Raw genomic sequence first — 19815 nt, forward strand, 5'->3', positions numbered from 1 at the left:
GTTTCTAAAACTTCAAGATCTAAATGTCATTTCTACAGAGATGAATTACGTTTTTTTGATGACTACTATCATCGTCTTCAGCATAAGTTTTACTATTTATCTAGTTCAAAAAGTAAGAGACGAAGAGCATAAAAGAACACTGTTAGAAGTAGACTTAAAAACCTCTAACCTTAGCTTAAGCACCAACTTAGAAAAGGCTACAAAGGAAATTCAAAAGAAAGAAGTTGAGATTAATACTTTGTTAAATGCTCTTGAAGAGAGTAGCCTAGTGTCAATCACTGACAATAAAGGCCTTATAATTAGCATAAACGACAAGTTCTGTGAAGTGGCCAAGTATTCTCGTGAAGAGCTCATTGGCAAAAACCATAGTATCATTAATTCACAACATCATGATAAAGCCTTTTGGGCAGAAATGTGGAAGACAATAGCAAGTGGTCAGATCTGGCGCGCTGAAGTAAGAAACAAGGCCAAAGATGGCTCCTTCTATTGGGTTGATACTGTTATAAGCCCTGTCTTGGATGAGTCCGGAAAACCTTATCAGTACATATCTATTAGGCAAGAGATAACAAAGAAGAAGGAAAATGAAGAGCAGTTAAACCTGAACACCAGCATGCTTAATTCTGCCCAGGAGATTGCTAAAATTGGGGGTTGGGAACTTGACTTGAATACGGGAATCACCATCTGGACAAAAGAAGTTTATAATATCCATGAAGTACCTTTAGATTTTGATCACAACAAGAATAACGGTATCGAATTTTACCATCCTGACTATCGCCCTATCATAACCAAAGCGATTGAAGAATCAATTGAAAAGAAAATTCCTTTTGACGTAGAATGCAGATTTATATCAGCAAAAAATAACCACAAGTGGGTACGTGCATTTGGCAGACCTACTTTAGAAAATAACCAACCAGTAAAATTATCAGGTGTTTTTCAAGACATTACCCAAAGAAAAGAGCATGAGGAAGCACTTAAGATAAGTAATCAGCGTACCAATCTGGCCACTAAGGCAGCCAAGGTAGGCATATGGGAATTTAACCTTTTAGACAATACGCTATTTTGGGATCAACAAATGTATAATTTGTATAACAAGTCAGGAGAATATAGTACTAACAACTATTCCTTTTGGGTTGATTCCCTTTATGAAGAAGATAAGGAGAGAATGACAAAAGAGGTGGAAATGGCTATAAGTGGGGAAAAAGATTTTGACACAGAATTCAGAATTCATTTGCCAAATGATTCAATAAGGCATATTCGTGCCATGGCATACATTGTTCATGATGAACAAGGCAAGCCAACAAAAATGATAGGTACAAATTGGGATGTAACAGCCTCTAAAAATCAGGAACAGCATCTTAAGGAAGCTATAATAGAGGCCGACAAAGCTAATAAGGCTAAATCTGAATTTTTAGCAAATATGAGCCATGAAATTAGAACCCCGCTTAATGGTGTTATCGGGTTTACAGATTTGTTGTTAAACACACAGCTCAATGAGGTTCAAAAAGAATACCTGGAAACGGTAAGTCTTTCTGCCAATTCATTGCTCGAAACAATCAATGATATTCTTGATTTCTCTAAAATAGAAGCTGGCAAAATGGAGGTTAATGAAGCCAAGACTGATATCCATGAAATGGTCTATAAGATTGGAAATATTGTAAGGCACCAACTGCAAAGCAAAGACATAGAATTACTGTTAAACATTCTCCCAAATGAAATACCACAATTTATATGGACCGATGAGGTGCGTCTGAGACAGGTTTTAATCAACCTTTTGAGCAATGCTTTAAAGTTTACAAAGGAAGGTGAAATTGAACTTCGAATTGAGCCAATATCCAAATTGAATCCAAACATGTTCCGATTTTCAGTATGTGACACTGGTATTGGTATAGACAAAGACAAGCAGGATAAAATCTTCAAGGCATTTGATCAGGCTGACACGAGTACTACTAAGAAATTTGGTGGCACTGGGTTAGGACTTACCATTTCTAACAAATTGCTGCAGCTAATGAACAGTAAACTGCAGCTTGAGAGTATAAAAGGCGCTGGTAGTGTTTTCTACTTTGACATTGAATTTAAAACTGAGAAAGGAGAAATGAACTTCAATAACAATCCTGAATATGGACTTAATAAAGCACTACTAATTGATGATAATAAGACCAACCTCAGAATACTTTCTAATGTACTTGCCGCCTATAACATAAGCACGGTAGAGCTGGATAGTGGCACTGATGCAATTGAATACTTGTCCAAGAAAAATGACTTCGATCTTGTTATTGTTGATTTTCATATGCCAGGCTACAATGGCATTCAAACCATTGAGGTTATGAGATCAAAAAACATTCTGGACACAGCGAAAACACCTGTGATACTTTTTCATAGTATTAACTCAGATGAGGAGCTGGTTGAAAAAATGAAAGTTAATGACATTAAATATCAGCTATCCAAACCATTGGATCTTAAAAAATTAAACCACTGTCTCAACTCAATTGTAGGTAACAAAAAGTATAATGAAGCTGAAAAGATTATCTCAAGAGTGAGTAGCAACCAATCATATGAAGGCATCAAGCTACTGTTGGTAGAAGATAATCTTATTAACATGAAAATGGCCAAAATAATGGTTAATAACATACTTCCCAATGTCAATTTATTAAGTGCCGCTAACGGCAAGGAGGGTATAGAAGTATTTAAAAAAGAAGGTGCAGATATTATCATTACAGATATACAAATGCCTGAAATGAATGGGTATGAATTTACTACTGAAGTAAAGAGACTTGCACCGGATAAAAGCATACCTATTATTGCCTTGACAGCTGGTACAGTGAAAGGCGAAAAAGAAAAGTGTCTCGCTTTAGGCATGAATGAATGCTTAACAAAGCCTGTTGTAGAAAGCACTTTGAGAGAAACTATTGGCAATTGGCTGCCTTTAGACAAAACTGAAAGCATCAAAGTAGCAATTGACAACTCTCACTTCAATAAAGAACTGCTTCTAAGTGTAGTTAAAAATGATCAGTTGGTAATAGAGTTGCTGGCCGATGTGAAATCAGATATTGAAGAAAATCTGAATAATATCAAAACAGCTTTTCATAAAAGTAAATTCACTCAAGTGCGCAATCTGGCACATAGACTTAAGGGAACGGCCTTGTCTCTACACATGCCTAAACTTAGAAAGTATGCCGAGCATCTGGAAAAATCAGAGACAAATGATTTCGAAGTATTAAAATATTCAATTGAGCAGATTGAGCAAGAAATAATGTTCCTTAAAGAACATGTGATGAATTAGTTTTAGGTTGTAAGTTAGGTGGGGCCCCAGTTTCCTTTGGGAAATCTGGGGCCTATCTTTTTATAAGCTTATTCTTCCCGTCTTAATTACACCACCTTCTGTGTCCGACCAGGCCGCTATAATATCCTTGCCATTGGAGGTAATTTGAGGGAAACCACTGCTTCTTGAAGTTGAAGATGTAGCAATAACAAAGCGCTGTTCAACAGTGCCTTCTGCCGAAACTATCGCTGATTCAATATTCTCTCCTTCCATCCAGCTTACAAAGGTTTTATTTTTGTCAATCATCACCACGTCAACACGTCCAATCGCCTTGCCTTGATCCAGTCTTACCGGCTCAGAAAAGGTTTCTCCTCCATTATTGGAGAATATAACTTTCACCTGAGGTTCAGGGAAAGCGGTAAACCAAGAAACTGCCACATCATTGCCCACTACACTCGATCTTGGACCATTTACGGGGCAACCTGGAATCTTCCAATTGTCATTGTATAAAGGTTGTGGCAATGTCCATTGGTCATTAACCAATCTTACTACATACATATCTCGAATCTCCTCCTCAGACCTGTTTCTGTAGATAACAACAGGACCATTATCTGTAACGGCTACTGTAGTTTGGCAGCAATCACATACGCGATCATCGAGCTCCCACTCTGAAAGCTTAGTACCTGATACATCCATAACTGCTGCACGCAATGTCATGGCACCATGGTGTTCCATCTCTTGATGACCTTCAGGGGCCACCGTATTTCTACCATCCAGCCACACTACCAAAAAGTTGCCCTCATAAGGAGTAACGGATACAAAACCGTGCTCCGCCTGCTTACCATCATCGTGCAATACAAATTGTGGTAACCAGCTAGCACCAGCCTCATTAGACATGTTTACAGTAACATCGTAACTGTAAGTACCTTCGCTACTTTTGGCCAGATGGTGTGAGAAGAAATTCTGTCCATGCAAAGTCGCGATCATTGGATAATCAGCCCAGTTGATAAACCAGTTTTTACCCGTAGCAATTTGCTTTGGAGTAGACCATTTATCACTTTCCAGTTTAGCAAATTGAAATACTGCAGAGTCCTCTGCTTTCTCAACCCAAGACAAATAAACCTGATTGTCCAAGTCTGTATAAAGGTGTGGTAAAGCACCTTTCATTTCTCCTAAAGAATTCATTGATAACTCAATATTTCTTTCAGGTGTTTCATTACTTTCTTTAGGACTGCAAGCCATAATACTGATTTGGGCCAGCACAATTACGGACTGTAAAAATCTATTCATTAATAATTCGGTTTATAAGGTTGATACTCTCTTCACTATTCCAATCTCTGCTGCCCTTTTCCTCAAAAGCAATTTCGCCATTTTTTCCAATAATAAATGTTGCCGGCAAGGCATACACTCCCATTGACTCAGGGCTGGTGTTCATAAAAACATAGTTCAGGTCAAAAGACTTTTTTGTCTTAAACTGAATGATTTTCTCCATTTCCTCATTGGATGCTAATATAAACTCCACCTTATCACCAAACTTTTTAGAAACGGCTTCAATGGAAGGCATTTCTTTAATACATGGTGCACACCAGGTAGCCCAGAGATTAAGAAAAATCACTTTATCTGCATATTCATTGAGCTCAACTATATTACCCTCAAGCGTAGTAATGGCCAGCTCATCTCTGAAGCTGGCTTGATTCTGGCAAGAACTGAGTGATGTGATCAATAAAAATGAAAAAATATATTTCATCATATTAAATCTCCTCGTCAACCCTTCCACATTTAAGCATCTTATCACCAAAATATGGATTTCTTATTTCTGAAGAAGTACTCACCCAGTTGGCACCAGTATTGTCAAAGGCCATTGGACAAAACTGAACATAAAGTTTAACACTCGGATTTGAAGTTTTAGCGTAGCTGATAAATTCAGCTGTTAGTGTTTGGAAAGCCACACGTTGAGCTTCTATATCCTCACCTTGAGCAACGGCCATTGTAGCATCTGCAAGACTTTTAAGTGATTCATCACTCATCACAGTATGATGTAGCGCTTCTGCAGCATTTTTGGTTGACTCCATGTCTGTGGCGACCAGTGCATCTTTAACCTTAATGTATGCCTCCACTACTTCATCCTTCTCATTTACCGGCTCAGCCGCTACTTCCGTAGTAGCAGTTTCTTCTGTTGTGTTTTCCTGTTTAGGAGTACCACAAGCAGCAAAAAAAGCCATAATTACCATTGCATTCATTTTTGTTTTCATCGCGTTATAAATTTAATTGTTAATCTGTAATTCATTATTTAAGTTCTTCTTCCACATTTCCGCAGGTAAGCATTGAATCACCGAAATACGGATTTAAAATATCTTCTTGTTGACTTAGCCAGTTTGCTCCTTTATTATCGTCAGCCATCGGGCAATACTGAACATATAGTGTTCCTTCCTGAGGGTGAAACGATTTGGTCATTGCAATCATATTCTTTGAAATTTCCATGAAAGCGGCTCTTTGTTCAGCAATCGTTGAAAAATGCTGAATATGCTCCATTGAGGCTTTCATATTATTGCTAAATGACATCCATAGCTCATGAGCTTTACCTTTGAAAACTGTCATGCTAATTTTTGAAAGCTCATCCTTGAAGGTTCCACCAGCGGCTTTAGCGCCTTCATAATCATCATTTACCAAGGCCTTCTCGAAAGCAAAATATTGCTCATATAAAGGTTTTAAATCAGTCTTAGCTTTTTGATCAATTTCAACTTGCTCTACCTCAATTTTGGAAGTTTCAGAGGTAGGTATTTTATTCACATTGGCCACTTCTTTAATCACAACTTTAGGGCTCATCATGCTGGGTTTTCCAGCCAGCTGCGCTGCAGCATCAATACTAAAAGTGCCATTTACCGCTATCTCCTGTCCAGCCTCCAGACCTTCTGTCACTACATAATAATCTCCAATCTGTTGGCCTAGAGTAACTTCTCTCATAACAAAAGATAACCCATTATTATCTTCCACTTTTTCGTAAACAACAGATCGCTCTCCTGTCCATAAAACTGCCGATTTAGATATTTGAATACTTTCCGAATTCGAGCCAACAAGCTGTAGTCTTGCGCTTGCCAGCATTTCAGGTTTGAGCATCCCATTGGTGTTTTTTGCTTCTACTCTTACACTTGCAGTTCTGGTTTTTGGGTCTATCAAAGGGCTAATGAAGGTGATTTTTCCTTCAAAGGTCTGGGAAGGAGCTGCAGTTACACTGAATTTTAAATTTTGACCAATATTAACCTTGCTCAGGTCCTGTTCATAAACCTCGAAAAGGACCCATACAGAGGATAAGTCAGAGGTCATAAAAAGCTCCTGCCCCATTTTTACATGATCACCCTGGTTCACTTTTCTTTCAAAAACATAACCGCTTTTATCCGCCTTTATTGGGAATGCATTTTGGATAACTCCTGAGCTAACAAGCTTTTCAATCTGCCCGTCTGTTAGCTTCCAATTTTTGAGCTTTTGCTTTGCCGACTCAAAAAGTGCTGGCTGTGATTCCTTTATTTTATAGGTTTCTAAAAGCTCCTTTTGAGCTGTAACAAGTTCAGGAGAATATAATGTGCCAATAGCCTGACCTGCCTTCACATATTCACCAGTGAAATTGATATTCAGTGTTTCAATTCTACCAGGTATATGACTGGTCTGGCTATATACCCGTCTTTCATCCTGCTTCACTTTACCCACAATATTCAGGTTTGTTTCAGCCGTACCTCCACCAACTTTCATGGTTACAATATTGGCCAATTTCACGGCTTCGGGTGACATCGTGATTGCATCGACACTACCTTCAGAACTGTCATCTACAGGTATTAACGCCATACCACAAATAGGGCAATTGCCCGGTTCTTTCTGTCTAATCTGAGGATGCATAGAGCAGGTATATTCTGTATTAGTCGCTACCTCAGAATGATCATGATCCTCATTCTCATTTGAAGGAGAAAATAATACTCCTCCAATAACTAATCCCATAATCACTGACGCGATTACAAGGAAGTATTTATTATTTAGTAAGTTTTTCATCACTATTATTTTTTAGTTAGGTAGTCAAGTTCTGCCTGACTGACATTTAAATTCACAGATGCAGAGATTTTCTTCTCCTGATAATCAAGCAGCTGTAACTGCACTAGAAGCAAATCATTTAGATTCTTACCCGAATTTTCATACTCAGAAAGCAGCAGTCTGTTAATGGTTAAAGTCTGTTGCTCAAGGTCACTATAGAGTCTCCATTTTTCGTTTTCGCTTAGAATTCGATAGTTAAGCTCTTCAAATGATGAAGAAAGCGTATTGATTCTCGCAGTTTCCATCAACTGAAAACTCTCATTCTGAAATTCGACTTCCTGAATGGCCGATTTATACTTCTTCCTGAAAATGGGTAGCGTAAACGACACCATCGGCATAAAGGCATTTTTACCATTATCTGCCACATTCATATCAGTACGCTCATCTACAAATACATAATCTAAGCCCAAGCCAAATTTTGGTAGTGACGACTTCTCAATTGCCGTTATTTTAGCCTCACCTGCCTGTTGTTTGTAGTCCAATTCCTGAATGATCGGGTGCCCTTCAAAATCAACTTCAGCAGTTTCAAAAATAGGAATACTCAATGAATCATATTCGATTTGAAATGAATCAGTAATATTCAAAACATTATTGAATACTGATTTGAGGGGTTTCTCTTTATCATTCAGCAGTTTAAGCCTCGACTCCACTTGCTTAATGTTGAGGTCTATTCTTAGCACATCGGCCAAAGAAACGTTCCCATTTTCATAGGCGCTAGTGGCTACAGTTTTAACCACTTTTAAATATCCCAGATTCTGCTCAACGATCTTCTTGAGTGATTCAAGCCCTAATAATGGAAAATATGCCTTCGCTACCTTTAGTTCTGTAGCAAGTTGCGTTTCCAAAAATTGCTGATAATACACCTGAGCTTCTACAGCTGCAGCATCTCCTTGTGCTCTTAAACTTCCAAACCAGGGAAACATCTGGCTCAAAGAAATTTTGGCTCGTTGAGGCCCAACACGCGTTTCTACCGGGGATATGAAATAACCGATAGAAAGGGTTGGATCAGGTAAAGCATTGACTTGTGTTGTACGTTCCATTGCTGCTTCAAAAATCTTGTATTTGGCCTGCACCTCAGGGTTATTTTCTAATGCTAATTGCTGATAACGCTCTAAATTGCCCTGGGCTAAAACCACTATGCAATTCACAAAAAGCGCTATGAATGTTAATATGATTCTCATGGCTTTGGTATTAAAAGTTTGAATTCACCTTCACCCAATACCACATCATCCACATGTCCTGTCAATGAGGAGCTCTCCTCAACAAAATGAACATGGATATTACTGTCATGATGAGTGTAAACACCTTGAGCATCATTGGCATAAAATCCAACAAGTGTCAATTGCCTTTTTTCAATAGTATCAGTAAATGATCCCGCTTTATGATCCGCTTTATTTTCGCTTTTTGGATCAAGGTTTACAATATGATAATCTACCATATCTGGTCTTCCAATAATCATGAAAGGCGTTGGAGCAAAATCGTTTCGCTCTTCTAAATTAGCACTTATCAGTAACTCAAGATCATCACCACCTTCAACAGAAACGGTATCCCATTCATGAACATAACTGAAAACGAATAAAGCTGCTTCAACATTCGTTGTACTCCCTAATACAGCTGTACTATCAATTACCTTTGATACATAAGTCTGTCCATCGATTAATGTAATCTCCCCTTTAATGCCAGCCAGTGCACCCAACCCATACAAGTGAGTTTTAACGAGGGTATCTAGTTCCACTTTACCAGAAACATCACCTTCATGCTTAATGCTTCTTAATGTGCCATAATGCTTCACTTCATGGGCCTGTTTAGACTCACATGCAAGGCACACCATCATGATGAATAATAGATTATATATTTTCATTTTGTGATTTTCTTATTTTGAATTCCTCACGCCAGCAATACACCACTGGCACAACAAAATAGGTGATTGCCGCTACCACCATTCCTCCAAAGGCAGGTATTGCCATTGGAATCATAATATCAGAACCACGACCAGTGGACGTTAAAATGGGCAGCAATGCAATAATTGTTGTCGCTGAAGTCATTACAGCTGGCTTAATTCTTCTTTTCCCTGCAGCTATTACTGCTATTCTTATTTGATCCACCGTTTCAGTAGTTCTTTTTGCAAAGCTCTGATCAAGGTAAGTGGCCATCAGTACGCCATCATCAGTCGCAATACCAAACAAGGCAATAAAACCTACCCATACCGCCACACTCAGATTGATATTACTGATTTGGAAAACATCTCTTAAACCAATACTGCCAATGGCAAAATCTCCAAACCACGGTTGCCCATAAAACCAGATCAATATAAAACCTCCGCTAAATGCCATGGCTACACCTGCAAATACCATCAACGAAGTGCCGATGGATTTGAACTGCATGTATAAAATCAAAAACACCACTATAAGTACCAACGGCACTATTATGGAAAGCCTTTTCTCTGCTCTTATCTGATTTTCATAGCTTCCTGAGAATTTAAAGCTCACACTAGGAGGCACTTCCAATTGACCATTATCAATCGCATTTTGAATGGCCTGTCTGGCATCTTCCACCACCTGCACTTCTGCATGGCCATCACCTTTATCAAATAGGACATAGCCTACCAAAAATGTGTCTTCACTTTTAATGGCCTGCGGGCCTCTCATATATTCAATATCAAGCAATTGGCCTAATGGTATTTGTGTCCCTGTTGGTGTTGGCACTAAAATACTTCTGATCGCATCCGGGTCATCGCGCAGTTCTCTTGGGTAACGCACCCTTACAGGATAGCGCTCTCTGCCTTCAACAGTGGAAGTTATTTTCATACCGCCAATAGCCATTTCAATGACCTGCTGAACATCCTCAATACTCAAGCCATAGCGAGCTATCTCTTCTCGGTTAATATTCAATTGGAGGTACGGTTTACCCACTATTCTGTCTGCAAAAACAGCTTCTTCTTTTACAGATGGCACTTTCTTTAAAATACCTTCCAACTGCACACCAAATTTTTCAATAACTGGTAGTGAAGGTCCATATACCTTAATACCCATAGGTGCTCTCATACCCGTTTGAAGCATTACCAGCCTTGTTTCAATAGGCTGTAGCTTAGGTGCAGAAGTTACACCAGGTATCTTAGTGACTTTTACAATCTCATTCCAGATATCATCAGTAGAGTGAATGTGCGAACGCCAGTTTCTAAAAAACCGACCACCATCATCAGGAATCAATTGTCCTTTTTCTACATTTTGAAGAAGTGCTTCTTCGTTGGAGACAACTGAATTATCTTTAAGAACAAAATTATCATCGCCCTCTACCTTAAAGCGCTGTCGATGACCCTTCTCATCAAGCATGTATTCTGGTTTGTAATTGATTACATTCTCATACATACTAATTGGTGCCGGATCCAGTGCTGATTCTACACGCCCTAATTTCCCAACAGTGATTTCAACTTCAGGAATAGCAGTAACCATCATATCCAGTTGACCAACTACCTTTCTATTAAACTCAATTCCAGAATGCGGCATGGAAGTAGGCATGAGTAAAAAGCTACCTTCTTCTAATGAAGGCATAAACTCCTCTCCAACACCTGGGAATTTGTGGGCCATATATGACCATGCAGCGTTAGTTCTAATATTTACGCCTATCGCATCAAAGGCATTAGGAATAAATCCAAAAACCGTGGTAAATCCCAACCAAATACTAAGCCCTAGCGCGACTAAGATCGTTGGAATGGCAATAAAAGTCTTTTTGTTTTCGAGGCAAACAGACAGTATCTGCTCATAATAATGCTCCAGAGCCCAGAAGAAAGCTAAAATAAAGGTCAATAGTATTATTACGAAAACAAAGTTGAGCGGAAAGCCTAATGCTGGTCCAAGCGGCAGCCAATATTCTGTCAGTAGCCAGGTAACGCCAAGTAAAATAATACCTAAACTCAGATACTTCAACCAGGCAATGGAATGGCTTAACTTGTCTTCTACTATGATAGCTACAAGATAAAGCGAGATAAAGATGGCCAGAAACCAAGAGCCTATGAACATGCAATAAATTGCCGCTATACCTAATATTAGGTTTGCACCATATTTGATTTTATTTTTATCGAATTTCAGTCCAAAGAACCAATGCGCCAATGTTGGAAGTATAAAAAGTGCTACTATCAGAGCAGCTATCAGGGCAAAGGTTTTGGTGAATGCCAATGGTCTAAAAAGCTTACCTTCAGCAGCCTCCAAAGTGAATACAGGTAAAAAACTGACTATAGTGGTGGCTACTGCAGTTATGATAGCGGAACTTACTTCACTGGATGCATTATAAATCACATCCTTCAAAGGCAGCTTACTTCCAGACTCATCAACATGTTTTATCACATTCTCAGACAGGATTATACCTAAATCCACCATGGTACCAATGGCTATGGCTATACCTGATAGGGCCACAATATTGGCATCAATACCAAAATATCGCATGGCAATAAAAACCATTAAAACTGCAAGAGGCAGCAAGCTGGTAATAAGTAGTGAGGCACGAATATTAAAGACCATAATGATAACCACCAAAATAGTAATCAATATTTCGAGCGATAAGGCCTCTTCAAGGGTGCCTAATGTCTCATGAATAAGTGTTGAGCGATCGTAAAATGGAACAATGGTCAATTGAGAAACTGTTCCATCGGCTAGGGTTTTCTTAGGAAGTCCGGAAGCCATCTCTCCGATTTTAACCTTCACATCATCAATCACCTTCAAAGGATTGGCTCCATACCTGGCCACGACCACACCTCCAACTACTTCGGCACCTCCTTTATCCAAAACGCCTCTGCGTGTAGATGGCCCAAGAACCACGTTGGCCACATCTTTAACTCTGATAGGCACATTATTATTAACTTGCACTACTGCGTTTTCAATATCCTCTACAGACTTCACATAGCCTAAGCCTCTTACAAGATATTCAGCCTGATTAATCTCCAGGGTTTTAGCTCCAACGTCTCTATTTGATTTTGAAACTGCCTGAGCAACTTTAGTTAAAGGGATGTTATAAACCTGCAAGGCATCGGGTTTTACATCAATCTGATATTCCTTTACAAAACCACCAATTGAGGCAACCTCTGAAACTCCTTCAGTCGCATTTAACCCATATTTAACATAGTAATCCTGAACAGAACGAAGTTCGTGCAAATCCCAGCCACCAGTTACATTATCTTGGGTATCTCTACCTTCTATAGTATACCAAAACACCTGACCAAGTGCTGTAGCATCAGGCCCTAATGCAGGCTGAACACCATCAGGCAGGAGACCAGAGGGTATAGAATTTAGTTTTTCAACAATCCGGGATCTTGACCAGTAGAACTCGGTATCCTCATCAAAAATGATGTAGATAGACGAGAAACCAAATATTGAAGAGCTCCTTATTGACTTCACACCGTTAATACCCAACAAATAGGTGGTCAGTGGATAGGAGATTTGATCTTCAATATCCTGGGGAGACCTACCTGCCCAGGAAGTAAATATAATTTGCTGATTTTCTCCTATATCAGGTATAGCATCAACAGGCACCGGATCACTTGGTAGCCAATTGTTTTTCCACCCAAATGGTGCCGTCACAATTCCCCAGCCTACAAAAAGTAGGAGGAGAAGTACTGTTATAAGTTTATTATCTAGAAAGTATTTTATTAGTTTATTGAGCATTGTTCAATGATTATAGTAAATCAAATGCGCCAATTAAAGGTGGCGCTAAAACAACAGACTCTTAAGGCTCATGCCAAAAGAGGCTCAATAAATCATATTAAGAAGGACTGGTGAAGAACAATGAAGTCTGTATTGACTGTTGGTGGCCTGTAATACGGAACGACCAATGGCATTGAAGAACTTGCCAACACAGGCTCAAAAATTAAGCCTTTGTGAAGAAGTATGTCTTTTTGGAAATCCTTTTTTAGACTTAAGGTTTTAAGACTATGGTCAGTAGATAGTGTCTCATAGTCATTATCACAGCATTTTTTTGAGATAGAAGTTTCATCCTCCCTCTCTGATTCCATGTTGTCCATGCTACCCATTCCGCAGTCGAGATGCTGATGACCTATCATCAAAGAAGCATCCACAGCTATCCCTCCGCAATAGTGTGTACCAAGGGTAATGTTAACCGTGCTGGCTAGCAGTATAAATGACAGAAATATGGATAGTACTCTCTTCACGCTGAAACAAAGATACGTAAATCTAATTTAAAAGTTATTTTAAGGAAGTTTATAGGTTCATCGATGCCCCTCAAACGAGCCTATTTCTTCCCTCAGCCACTCGGGAATTTCTTCTGTAGCCCTGGTTTTGGTATTAAACATTACCTGAACACTCTTGCCTGTAGCATGCAGTGTCTCATGATTTTCTCCTGAAGTTATAGCATATTCTAATTCGAAGCTCTTGGTGCCAAATTTCCCCATCCTTACATGTACATGGGCATTCTTATCGGTCATTTTTAATTCCCTTCTGTAGTCGCAGCTAATATTTGCTATCAGAAACATATGCTTATGCCAATCCCAGGTTTCACTTGCCGTAACCATATATTTACCACGACCCATTTCAAAATATTGGATGTAGAGGGCATTGTTTACATGTCCAAGAGGATCAAGATCGCCCCATCGCAATTGGATGTACTCGCTAAAATTGAAGTTATTAGAATCTGTCATTCGCTATTTTTATCGCAGTGAAGATATGCTAACTAAGTCATCAGTACCCAACCATTTATCTTCTTTGTTAGTATACCACTTTCTTACTTTAGGAATTTGCATTCCCCGGTACTCGATCAACTCAGACAATAAAATATACTCTCCATCATTTTTAGTCTCATCATGATAGAACTGATAAACTTCCATGGCATAGGTTTCGGGATTCAAATAAATATACCAGGTATCTGTCCCCACTCCTTCTTCAAAAGTGATTTTAAGTTTTAAATAATCATTTCCTTTGAATTCCACCTGTTCAAGCTCGTTATGTAGAATGGTGCCGCTATCTTTCAACTTCATAGGAAGTCCGTACAGAAATGTATAGTAGTTTTTATACATACTTGCCCTATCACAAGTAAGACCAAACTTTTTACTCTCTTCCTTAGAGAAGTCAGACCGACCGTTAAATAATATTGAACACCCTTCCTTATCTATTACACGTGTAACCACATCTTCTCCCCTTCTTTCGGTCATTGAAAATTCAGCTTTTGGCAAATCAATATTAATATCACTTTTCCGATTTGAACCATCAGGCTGATTTAAATCAATCTTCAAATTTCCCTGAAATGAATTCCAGAATCCATTAGGGTCATGGTAAGATATTGAATTACTTAATATATCTTTTGCCGATTGTGAAAAACCAATCAATGGGAGTAAAACTGCTATCAAAGTAACTATTAGTCTATTCATAAATTTACTTTTTATAGATCTCACCATCTTTCATTACCATTTTTATAGACTTTAAAGCATTGATATCTTTTTCAGGATTACCGTCTACAACTATAATATCTGCCAAATATCCGGTTTTAAGTTCACCCAATTCTTTTAGCTTAAACACTTTGGCATTAACTGAGGTTACGGATTTTAGCACATCAATATTTGGCATCCCATAATCTGACATCATGGTAAGCTCAAGAGCATTTTCGCCATGAGGAAAAACACCCACATCACCACCAGCAACAATAGTGACACCATTTTTAATCGCCTTATCAAAAGAATTTCTTTTAGCCTTTATTCCTTCAGGCTCTGGCAACTGACCATCCCAACCACGGTATTTTGTTATAGAATAAGTTGCCGCCAAAGTAGGACACAGAGCAACGTTTCGTTCCTTCATCAATTTTAAAACTTCATCTGAAGCGTCAGTTCCGTGTTCTATAGAAACAACTCCAGCCAAAGTTGCTCTTCGCATGCCTTCGTTTGTTGAAGCATGAGCAACTACAACTCGGCCACTGCTTTTCGCAGTCTCAACAATTAGCTTTAATTCTTCTAAAGAAAATGTAGGCATGGCCTCTTTATTAGGCCCCCAGCGATAGTCTGAATATACTTTTATAAAGTCTGCACCATTACCTATTTGATCTCTTACCACTCTGATCAAATCATTACCATCGGCTGGTTCTGCACCAAGTGGCACATGAACATCAGGATGAAAACCTTTAGGGCCATAGCTACCTGTAGCCACTATGGCCTTACCTGCCACCAGCATTCTCGGTCCGATTGTTATCCCTTGTTCTATACTTTGCTTTACTGCCACATCTGCATATTCTGCTCCTTCAGAACCTAAATCTCTAATGGTAGTAAAACCAGCCATTAAATTTCTTTTAGCCATCACAGAACCTCTTATGGCCCTTAGACTTCTTGACTCTTTGAGTACCTGATCATTCCAATCAGTCTGGTCGTAAGGATAAAGAAGTACATGTGAATGACCTTCAATCATACCTGGCATGATTGATCCTCCAGTATATGAGATAGTAGTATCTGGTTTAGTCCTAAGCTTAGCCACAGGCCCAACCTCCACTATCCGATTCTCTTTTACTACAATTCCCCAGTTGGTATGCATTGCATTACCATCAAATAGTTGATCAGCTGTAATAAGGGTTGTTTGTGAAAAGGCAAAATGGCAACTTAATAGAATTGCCGCTAATACTCTGAACTTCATCGCAGGTGTAGTTAAATGGGAAACGACCAATTTATTTATTAAGAGTGGGATAAAAAAATTGGTGCTGAGAATTCAGATTTTCACAATTCTTTCAGAAACAAAAAAGGCTTCCAAATTGGAAGCCTTTTTGATGTGATCCAGCTGGGGCTCGAACCCAGGACCCTAACATTAAAAGTGTTATGCTCTACCAGCTGAGCTACTGAATCTTAAAACATTTTCCATTAAAAAAGCTCCTTTTCAGAGCCCTGTTTTTCAATGGAGTTGCAAATGTAATACCTCCGATTTTAATTCCAAAACTTCTGCAAGATATTTAATTAAAAAATTAAGATTATTTGCCGCTTGTATAATCCAACATCTCAATGAAGCAAAATACAAACTCTCAACTTATATTTGCGGCATGAGAAAAGTAGTATATGTTTTTTTATTAATTCTCACTGCTCAAGTGGCCAAGGCTCAGACCACTTTGACTTTAGCAGATTCTCTATTTGAAAAAAAGAAGTACACTGAGTCTTTTGAACTTTACAAGTCAATACTCGAACTAGAAAAGAAATCGAGTCCTTCTATGCTTTTAAAAATGGCCTATATCAAAGAAGGGCTTGGTGGCTATAGTGATGCGTTATACTACCTTAACCTTTACTACCTGCAAACTGCAGACAAAAAGGTGCTTTCCAAAATGGAAGAGCTCTCTAAAAAAAGAAACATGAAGGGTTATGAATTCAGCGATTTTGAATTCATACAGACCATCTTCTATAAATATTACTTTATCATCTGCGGATTGGTAATGGCACTTGCTATTTTATTTTTGGCTTTTACCTACCACCTGAAATTCAACTTAAAAAGAAGTCCTATTCTGCCTGCGTCCTTCATGTCAATTTCTCTGGCTATACTTTTCTACATTCTCAACTTTGGACATGACTATGATAAGGCTATAATCAATCAATCAAGCACTTACATGATGAGTGGACCTGGGGCTGGAGCTGAGGTGATTAGCATTATCGATAAGGGTAACAGGCTACAGACCAAAGGTGAATATGATGTATGGACAAAAGTGGAATTTGACAACAAAACTGGTTACATCAAAACTGATAAGCTCAAGAAAATAGCTTTTAGCAATTAATACATTACTGTTACTGATCCCTGATATTTCTGGTTAGTATATCTGATTTGGTAGTAATATACTCCAGCAGCTGCATCTTCGCCAAACCATTTGAATTCGCGATCACCGCTTTGGAAAATCTCACGCCCCCACCTATTGAATATCACAACCTCCTCAAACTGTCCTGCACAATTGTCAATAGGCAGAATATTTCTTAGTTCATTAGTGTTTTCATCTCTCTTAAACATTCCAAAGAAGGCATTATACTCATCACCATTTGGAGTAAAGAAATTAGGTGGCAACAACTGTTCTCCCCCGTTCTCCAGATCCTGAACATGGATCTTCAACGTTCTTAAAGTTGACCTTGACTCATAGCAATTCTGGTCCTGTGCCAGGAACGTTAGCTCCAAGTCTCTGGTTAAGTCAGGTCCTGTAAGGTCCACACATGCTGTTGTCCAGCTGAACAATGATTGAACAGCACCTGTACCCTCGGCCGATTCAAAGATAAATGGGTCATCGGTATTTCGCTCTAAAAGATCCAGAACTACAACATCCCCCTCGAGATCAAGAGCTCTGATGTTTACCTCAATGGTTTCTCCAACAAGTACACTTATGCTATCCTTGATGATTTCAACATCGTTAAGACTAGTCATAAATACCTCAGGTGACGAATTGATTGGCGGAGAAAGCAAAATATCAATATCCAATGTGTCTGTATTAGACAACTGACAATCATCTAAATCTTCTACATAAAATGATACCCTCAAAGAATCCAGCTCGCTATTGTAAGTACAAGGAATACCCCAGAACAAGTTGCTTGTAATTCCAGGATTACCATAGCCTTCCTTATTTTCAAAGGTCATCCCAATATCTTCAAAATTAAAGTTCTTAGGTATTCCAAATAATGAAATTAGATCATTGTCATTGTCCCGAGCTTTAATGTTGAGATCTATTGTCTCCCCATAATTATATTTAAGCATTTGGTAACTAGCACCAGGTTTAGAGACCTCAAAAACTTTAGGTTTTGTTTGATCAGGGAAGTCAATATTGAGGGTCAGGATTATCTCCTTTGCATCCTCGTAAGTACATTGATCAATATCATCAACCCTCAACAAGATATCAAAAGCCTTCCTCACGCCTGAACTGACGGGCACATCCCGCCCCTGATAAAAATTTAGATCTTCTGTATTACAATCGTAATTCCAGTTGAAAGTTGTGGAGACATCATTACTGCCATAAACCGGCTCAGTAAATGTCATGCCCACATCCGCCAGATTAAAACCCAAAGGTGTGATATCAAGTAAAACCTCATCTTCCAAATCAAAACCATTGATATCAAAGGTCAAACTACCATTAGCAACAGAAGTCACATTTTTAGAGATCTGATTGATCTTTGGACTGTTGACTGTTTCTGCAAAGAAGGCCCTGGTGTTTGGAGGCTCTTGTATATTCAGTGTAACTATCACCGTATCGAGCGCAGGTTGCGGACATGCGTCATCTAAAGCAATGATGCCTATTTTGTATGGTTTTCCAATAACATAAGGACACTGAGGAAAGCATACTTCAAATCGAGCAGTGTCTATTACCGATTTCAATGGTGTATTTAGGGTTTCCAAAATTTCAATACCTTCTAGTTTTGCATTAAAATTTATAGGAATGGCTCTAATGGTTACATCTTCAGAAAATTCACCACTAACTGGAACGTCATTTACCAGTATCTCTACACAGCGCTCATCGGCCACATAAGGAAAGTAAAGCTCATTGCCTTCTACATAAAAACCAGACTTCCCTTTTTCACGAGCCCGTACGACTGGCGATTCATTGGCACAATTGCTCACAACAAGCATTTGAAAATCCCTGCGCATTTCACCAATTTTCTCACCATTTCGATATTCTTCGCATTTTACAGCGAAAACAAATAAGCCTTCAAACTTAGGTGTTACAGTCAGGAGCCCAACTTCTGATATTTTTAAATCAGGAGAGCCATTGATAACATTTTCTAAACTAAAACCCTCTTGCCAGACTACTTCTGGATAAGGCCCTGGATTTGGGTTAATAGGATATGCTAACTGTGTGTCTACAGTGCTGTATGGAGTAACCATACTATAAACAAGTGAATCGCCATCATCATCGATACCTCCAAAATCAGCAAAATAAAATTTGTCAACACATCCATAATCTCTCAATGGAGGAAATAATCGTGGAGTAGAATTAATAAATTGCTCACCATCTTTTACCACTGGTGGAAACTCAAGGTAAAATGTTTGACCTGCACTAATACCACCAGTATTTGGTACTGCACTATTAATATTATTGATAGTATAGTTTCTACAACACCTTTCATAAGCGACATAGTAACCATCAGGATGATTAAACTGACCAGGTGGTAATGTAATTGTATTTGAATAATACAATCTTGAAGTAACTAGCTGTCCATCACTACACTCAACATTGCTGTAGGGCACCAATTGATCCTCCGCTACATTTAAGGTATAAGAACCCATTCTGACATTGTCATGCTTACGATAGATATAAACTATAATTGATTGCTCCCTTGCTCCAGCAGCACCATTTATCTCATCAAAGTACATAACCATGTTGAGACTATAATCATAATCCTGTAGGTGCAATAATTCAAATTCACCACCTACAATATGCGAGGCAAAACTTGTAAGTTTGCAAGCCAAAAGAACAATTAGAGTAAGTAGAATTTTGCGCATACGCTAGCTTTCTATTAATAACAACTTTTAAAGATAAGCCTG

The 19815-nt window shown here is 38.7% G+C and carries 14 protein-coding genes and 1 tRNA gene; 2 read left to right on the plus strand and 13 right to left on the minus strand.

Translation table 11 applies throughout. The features are described from left to right. Positions 1–3280: PAS domain-containing hybrid sensor histidine kinase/response regulator (locus E1140_RS18115; RefSeq protein WP_221412721.1), on the plus strand; the 3280-nt coding region annotated here is incomplete at its 5' end. Between the two features lie 60 nt (positions 3281–3340). On the opposite strand, the gene E1140_RS18120 is transcribed toward E1140_RS18115, so the two are convergent. From E1140_RS18120 to E1140_RS18175, 12 genes are all read right to left on the minus strand, one after another. Then, a complete protein-coding gene (locus E1140_RS18120) occupies positions 3341–4549 on the minus strand; it encodes an exo-alpha-sialidase (RefSeq protein WP_155187356.1) in 1209 nt (402 codons plus the stop codon). Then, positions 4542–5006 carry a TlpA family protein disulfide reductase gene (locus E1140_RS18125; RefSeq protein ID WP_185153667.1) on the minus strand — a complete coding sequence of 155 codons (465 nt, stop codon included), beginning with the start codon at positions 5004–5006 and terminating at the stop codon, positions 4542–4544. Before E1140_RS18125 ends, E1140_RS18120 begins: the two co-directional genes overlap by 8 nt. Before the next feature lie 4 nt (positions 5007–5010). After that, complete coding sequence (locus E1140_RS18130) at positions 5011–5511, minus strand: DUF3347 domain-containing protein (protein WP_155187370.1); 501 nt, start codon at positions 5509–5511, stop codon at positions 5011–5013. A gap of 34 nt (positions 5512–5545) precedes the next feature. Beyond that, positions 5546–7300 carry an efflux RND transporter periplasmic adaptor subunit gene (locus tag E1140_RS18135; RefSeq protein WP_155187373.1) on the minus strand — a complete coding sequence of 585 codons (1755 nt, stop codon included), beginning with the start codon at positions 7298–7300 and terminating at the stop codon, positions 5546–5548. 5 nt (positions 7301–7305) lie between these two features. After that, positions 7306–8520 carry a TolC family protein gene (locus E1140_RS18140; RefSeq protein ID WP_155187376.1) on the minus strand — a complete coding sequence of 405 codons (1215 nt, stop codon included), beginning with the start codon at positions 8518–8520 and terminating at the stop codon, positions 7306–7308. Further along, on the minus strand, positions 8517–9200 hold the full coding sequence (locus E1140_RS18145; RefSeq protein ID WP_155187379.1) for an acetolactate decarboxylase: 684 nt from the start codon (positions 9198–9200) through the stop codon (positions 8517–8519). The genes E1140_RS18140 and E1140_RS18145 overlap by 4 nt, the downstream gene beginning before the upstream one ends. Further along, positions 9187–12996 carry an efflux RND transporter permease subunit gene (locus E1140_RS18150; protein ID WP_155187382.1) on the minus strand — a complete coding sequence of 1270 codons (3810 nt, stop codon included), beginning with the start codon at positions 12994–12996 and terminating at the stop codon, positions 9187–9189. Before E1140_RS18150 ends, E1140_RS18145 begins: the two co-directional genes overlap by 14 nt. Before the next feature lie 92 nt (positions 12997–13088). After that, entirely contained in the window at positions 13089–13499 is a 411-nt protein-coding gene (locus E1140_RS18155; RefSeq protein WP_155187386.1) for an HYC_CC_PP family protein, read from the minus strand. A 57-nt stretch (positions 13500–13556) separates the two neighbouring features. Further along, positions 13557–13985, minus strand: coding sequence for an acyl-CoA thioesterase (locus E1140_RS18160; RefSeq protein WP_155187389.1), 429 nt, complete (start codon positions 13983–13985; stop codon positions 13557–13559). A 9-nt stretch (positions 13986–13994) separates the two neighbouring features. After that, the gene (locus E1140_RS18165; protein WP_155187392.1) at positions 13995–14711 is read right to left on the minus strand and encodes a DUF6503 family protein; all 717 of its coding nucleotides are present in this window, start codon (positions 14709–14711) and stop codon (positions 13995–13997) included. 4 nt (positions 14712–14715) lie between these two features. Further along, entirely contained in the window at positions 14716–15957 is a 1242-nt protein-coding gene (locus tag E1140_RS18170) for an amidohydrolase family protein (protein WP_155187395.1), read from the minus strand. A gap of 133 nt (positions 15958–16090) precedes the next feature. After that, positions 16091–16163, minus strand: a tRNA-Lys gene (locus tag E1140_RS18175). 191 nt (positions 16164–16354) lie between these two features. On the opposite strand from E1140_RS18175, the gene E1140_RS18180 reads away from it, so the two are divergent. After that, a complete protein-coding gene (locus E1140_RS18180; RefSeq protein ID WP_155187398.1) occupies positions 16355–17074 on the plus strand; it encodes an SH3 domain-containing protein in 720 nt (239 codons plus the stop codon). On the opposite strand, the gene E1140_RS18185 is transcribed toward E1140_RS18180, so the two are convergent. Continuing rightward, the gene (locus E1140_RS18185; RefSeq protein ID WP_155187401.1) at positions 17071–19773 is read right to left on the minus strand and encodes a T9SS type B sorting domain-containing protein; all 2703 of its coding nucleotides are present in this window, start codon (positions 19771–19773) and stop codon (positions 17071–17073) included. The genes E1140_RS18180 and E1140_RS18185 overlap by 4 nt on opposite strands. Between the last annotated feature and the right edge of the window lie 42 nt (positions 19774–19815).

It is taken from the genome of Fulvivirga lutimaris, assembly GCF_009711525.1.
GTDB classification, from domain to species: domain Bacteria; phylum Bacteroidota; class Bacteroidia; order Cytophagales; family Cyclobacteriaceae; genus Fulvivirga; species Fulvivirga lutimaris.

What these genes read in the sequence shown, in the direction of transcription:
- E1140_RS18150 (WP_155187382.1), bottom strand. Translation starts at nt 12,996, where the DNA reads ATGCTCAATAAACTAATAAAATACTTTCTAGATAATAAACTTATAACA.
- E1140_RS18180 (WP_155187398.1), top strand. Translation starts at nt 16,355, where the DNA reads ATGAGAAAAGTAGTATATGTTTTTTTATTAATTCTCACTGCTCAAGTG.
- E1140_RS18145 (WP_155187379.1), bottom strand. Translation starts at nt 9,200, where the DNA reads ATGAAAATATATAATCTATTATTCATCATGATGGTGTGCCTTGCATGT.
- E1140_RS18135 (WP_155187373.1), bottom strand. Translation starts at nt 7,300, where the DNA reads ATGAAAAACTTACTAAATAATAAATACTTCCTTGTAATCGCGTCAGTG.
- E1140_RS18170 (WP_155187395.1), bottom strand. Translation starts at nt 15,957, where the DNA reads ATGAAGTTCAGAGTATTAGCGGCAATTCTATTAAGTTGCCATTTTGCC.
- E1140_RS18140 (WP_155187376.1), bottom strand. Translation starts at nt 8,520, where the DNA reads ATGAGAATCATATTAACATTCATAGCGCTTTTTGTGAATTGCATAGTG.
- E1140_RS18125 (WP_185153667.1), bottom strand. Translation starts at nt 5,006, where the DNA reads ATGAAATATATTTTTTCATTTTTATTGATCACATCACTCAGTTCTTGC.
- E1140_RS18185 (WP_155187401.1), bottom strand. Translation starts at nt 19,773, where the DNA reads ATGCGCAAAATTCTACTTACTCTAATTGTTCTTTTGGCTTGCAAACTT.
- E1140_RS18160 (WP_155187389.1), bottom strand. Translation starts at nt 13,985, where the DNA reads ATGACAGATTCTAATAACTTCAATTTTAGCGAGTACATCCAATTGCGA.
- E1140_RS18120 (WP_155187356.1), bottom strand. Translation starts at nt 4,549, where the DNA reads ATGAATAGATTTTTACAGTCCGTAATTGTGCTGGCCCAAATCAGTATT.
- E1140_RS18130 (WP_155187370.1), bottom strand. Translation starts at nt 5,511, where the DNA reads ATGAAAACAAAAATGAATGCAATGGTAATTATGGCTTTTTTTGCTGCT.
- E1140_RS18165 (WP_155187392.1), bottom strand. Translation starts at nt 14,711, where the DNA reads ATGAATAGACTAATAGTTACTTTGATAGCAGTTTTACTCCCATTGATT.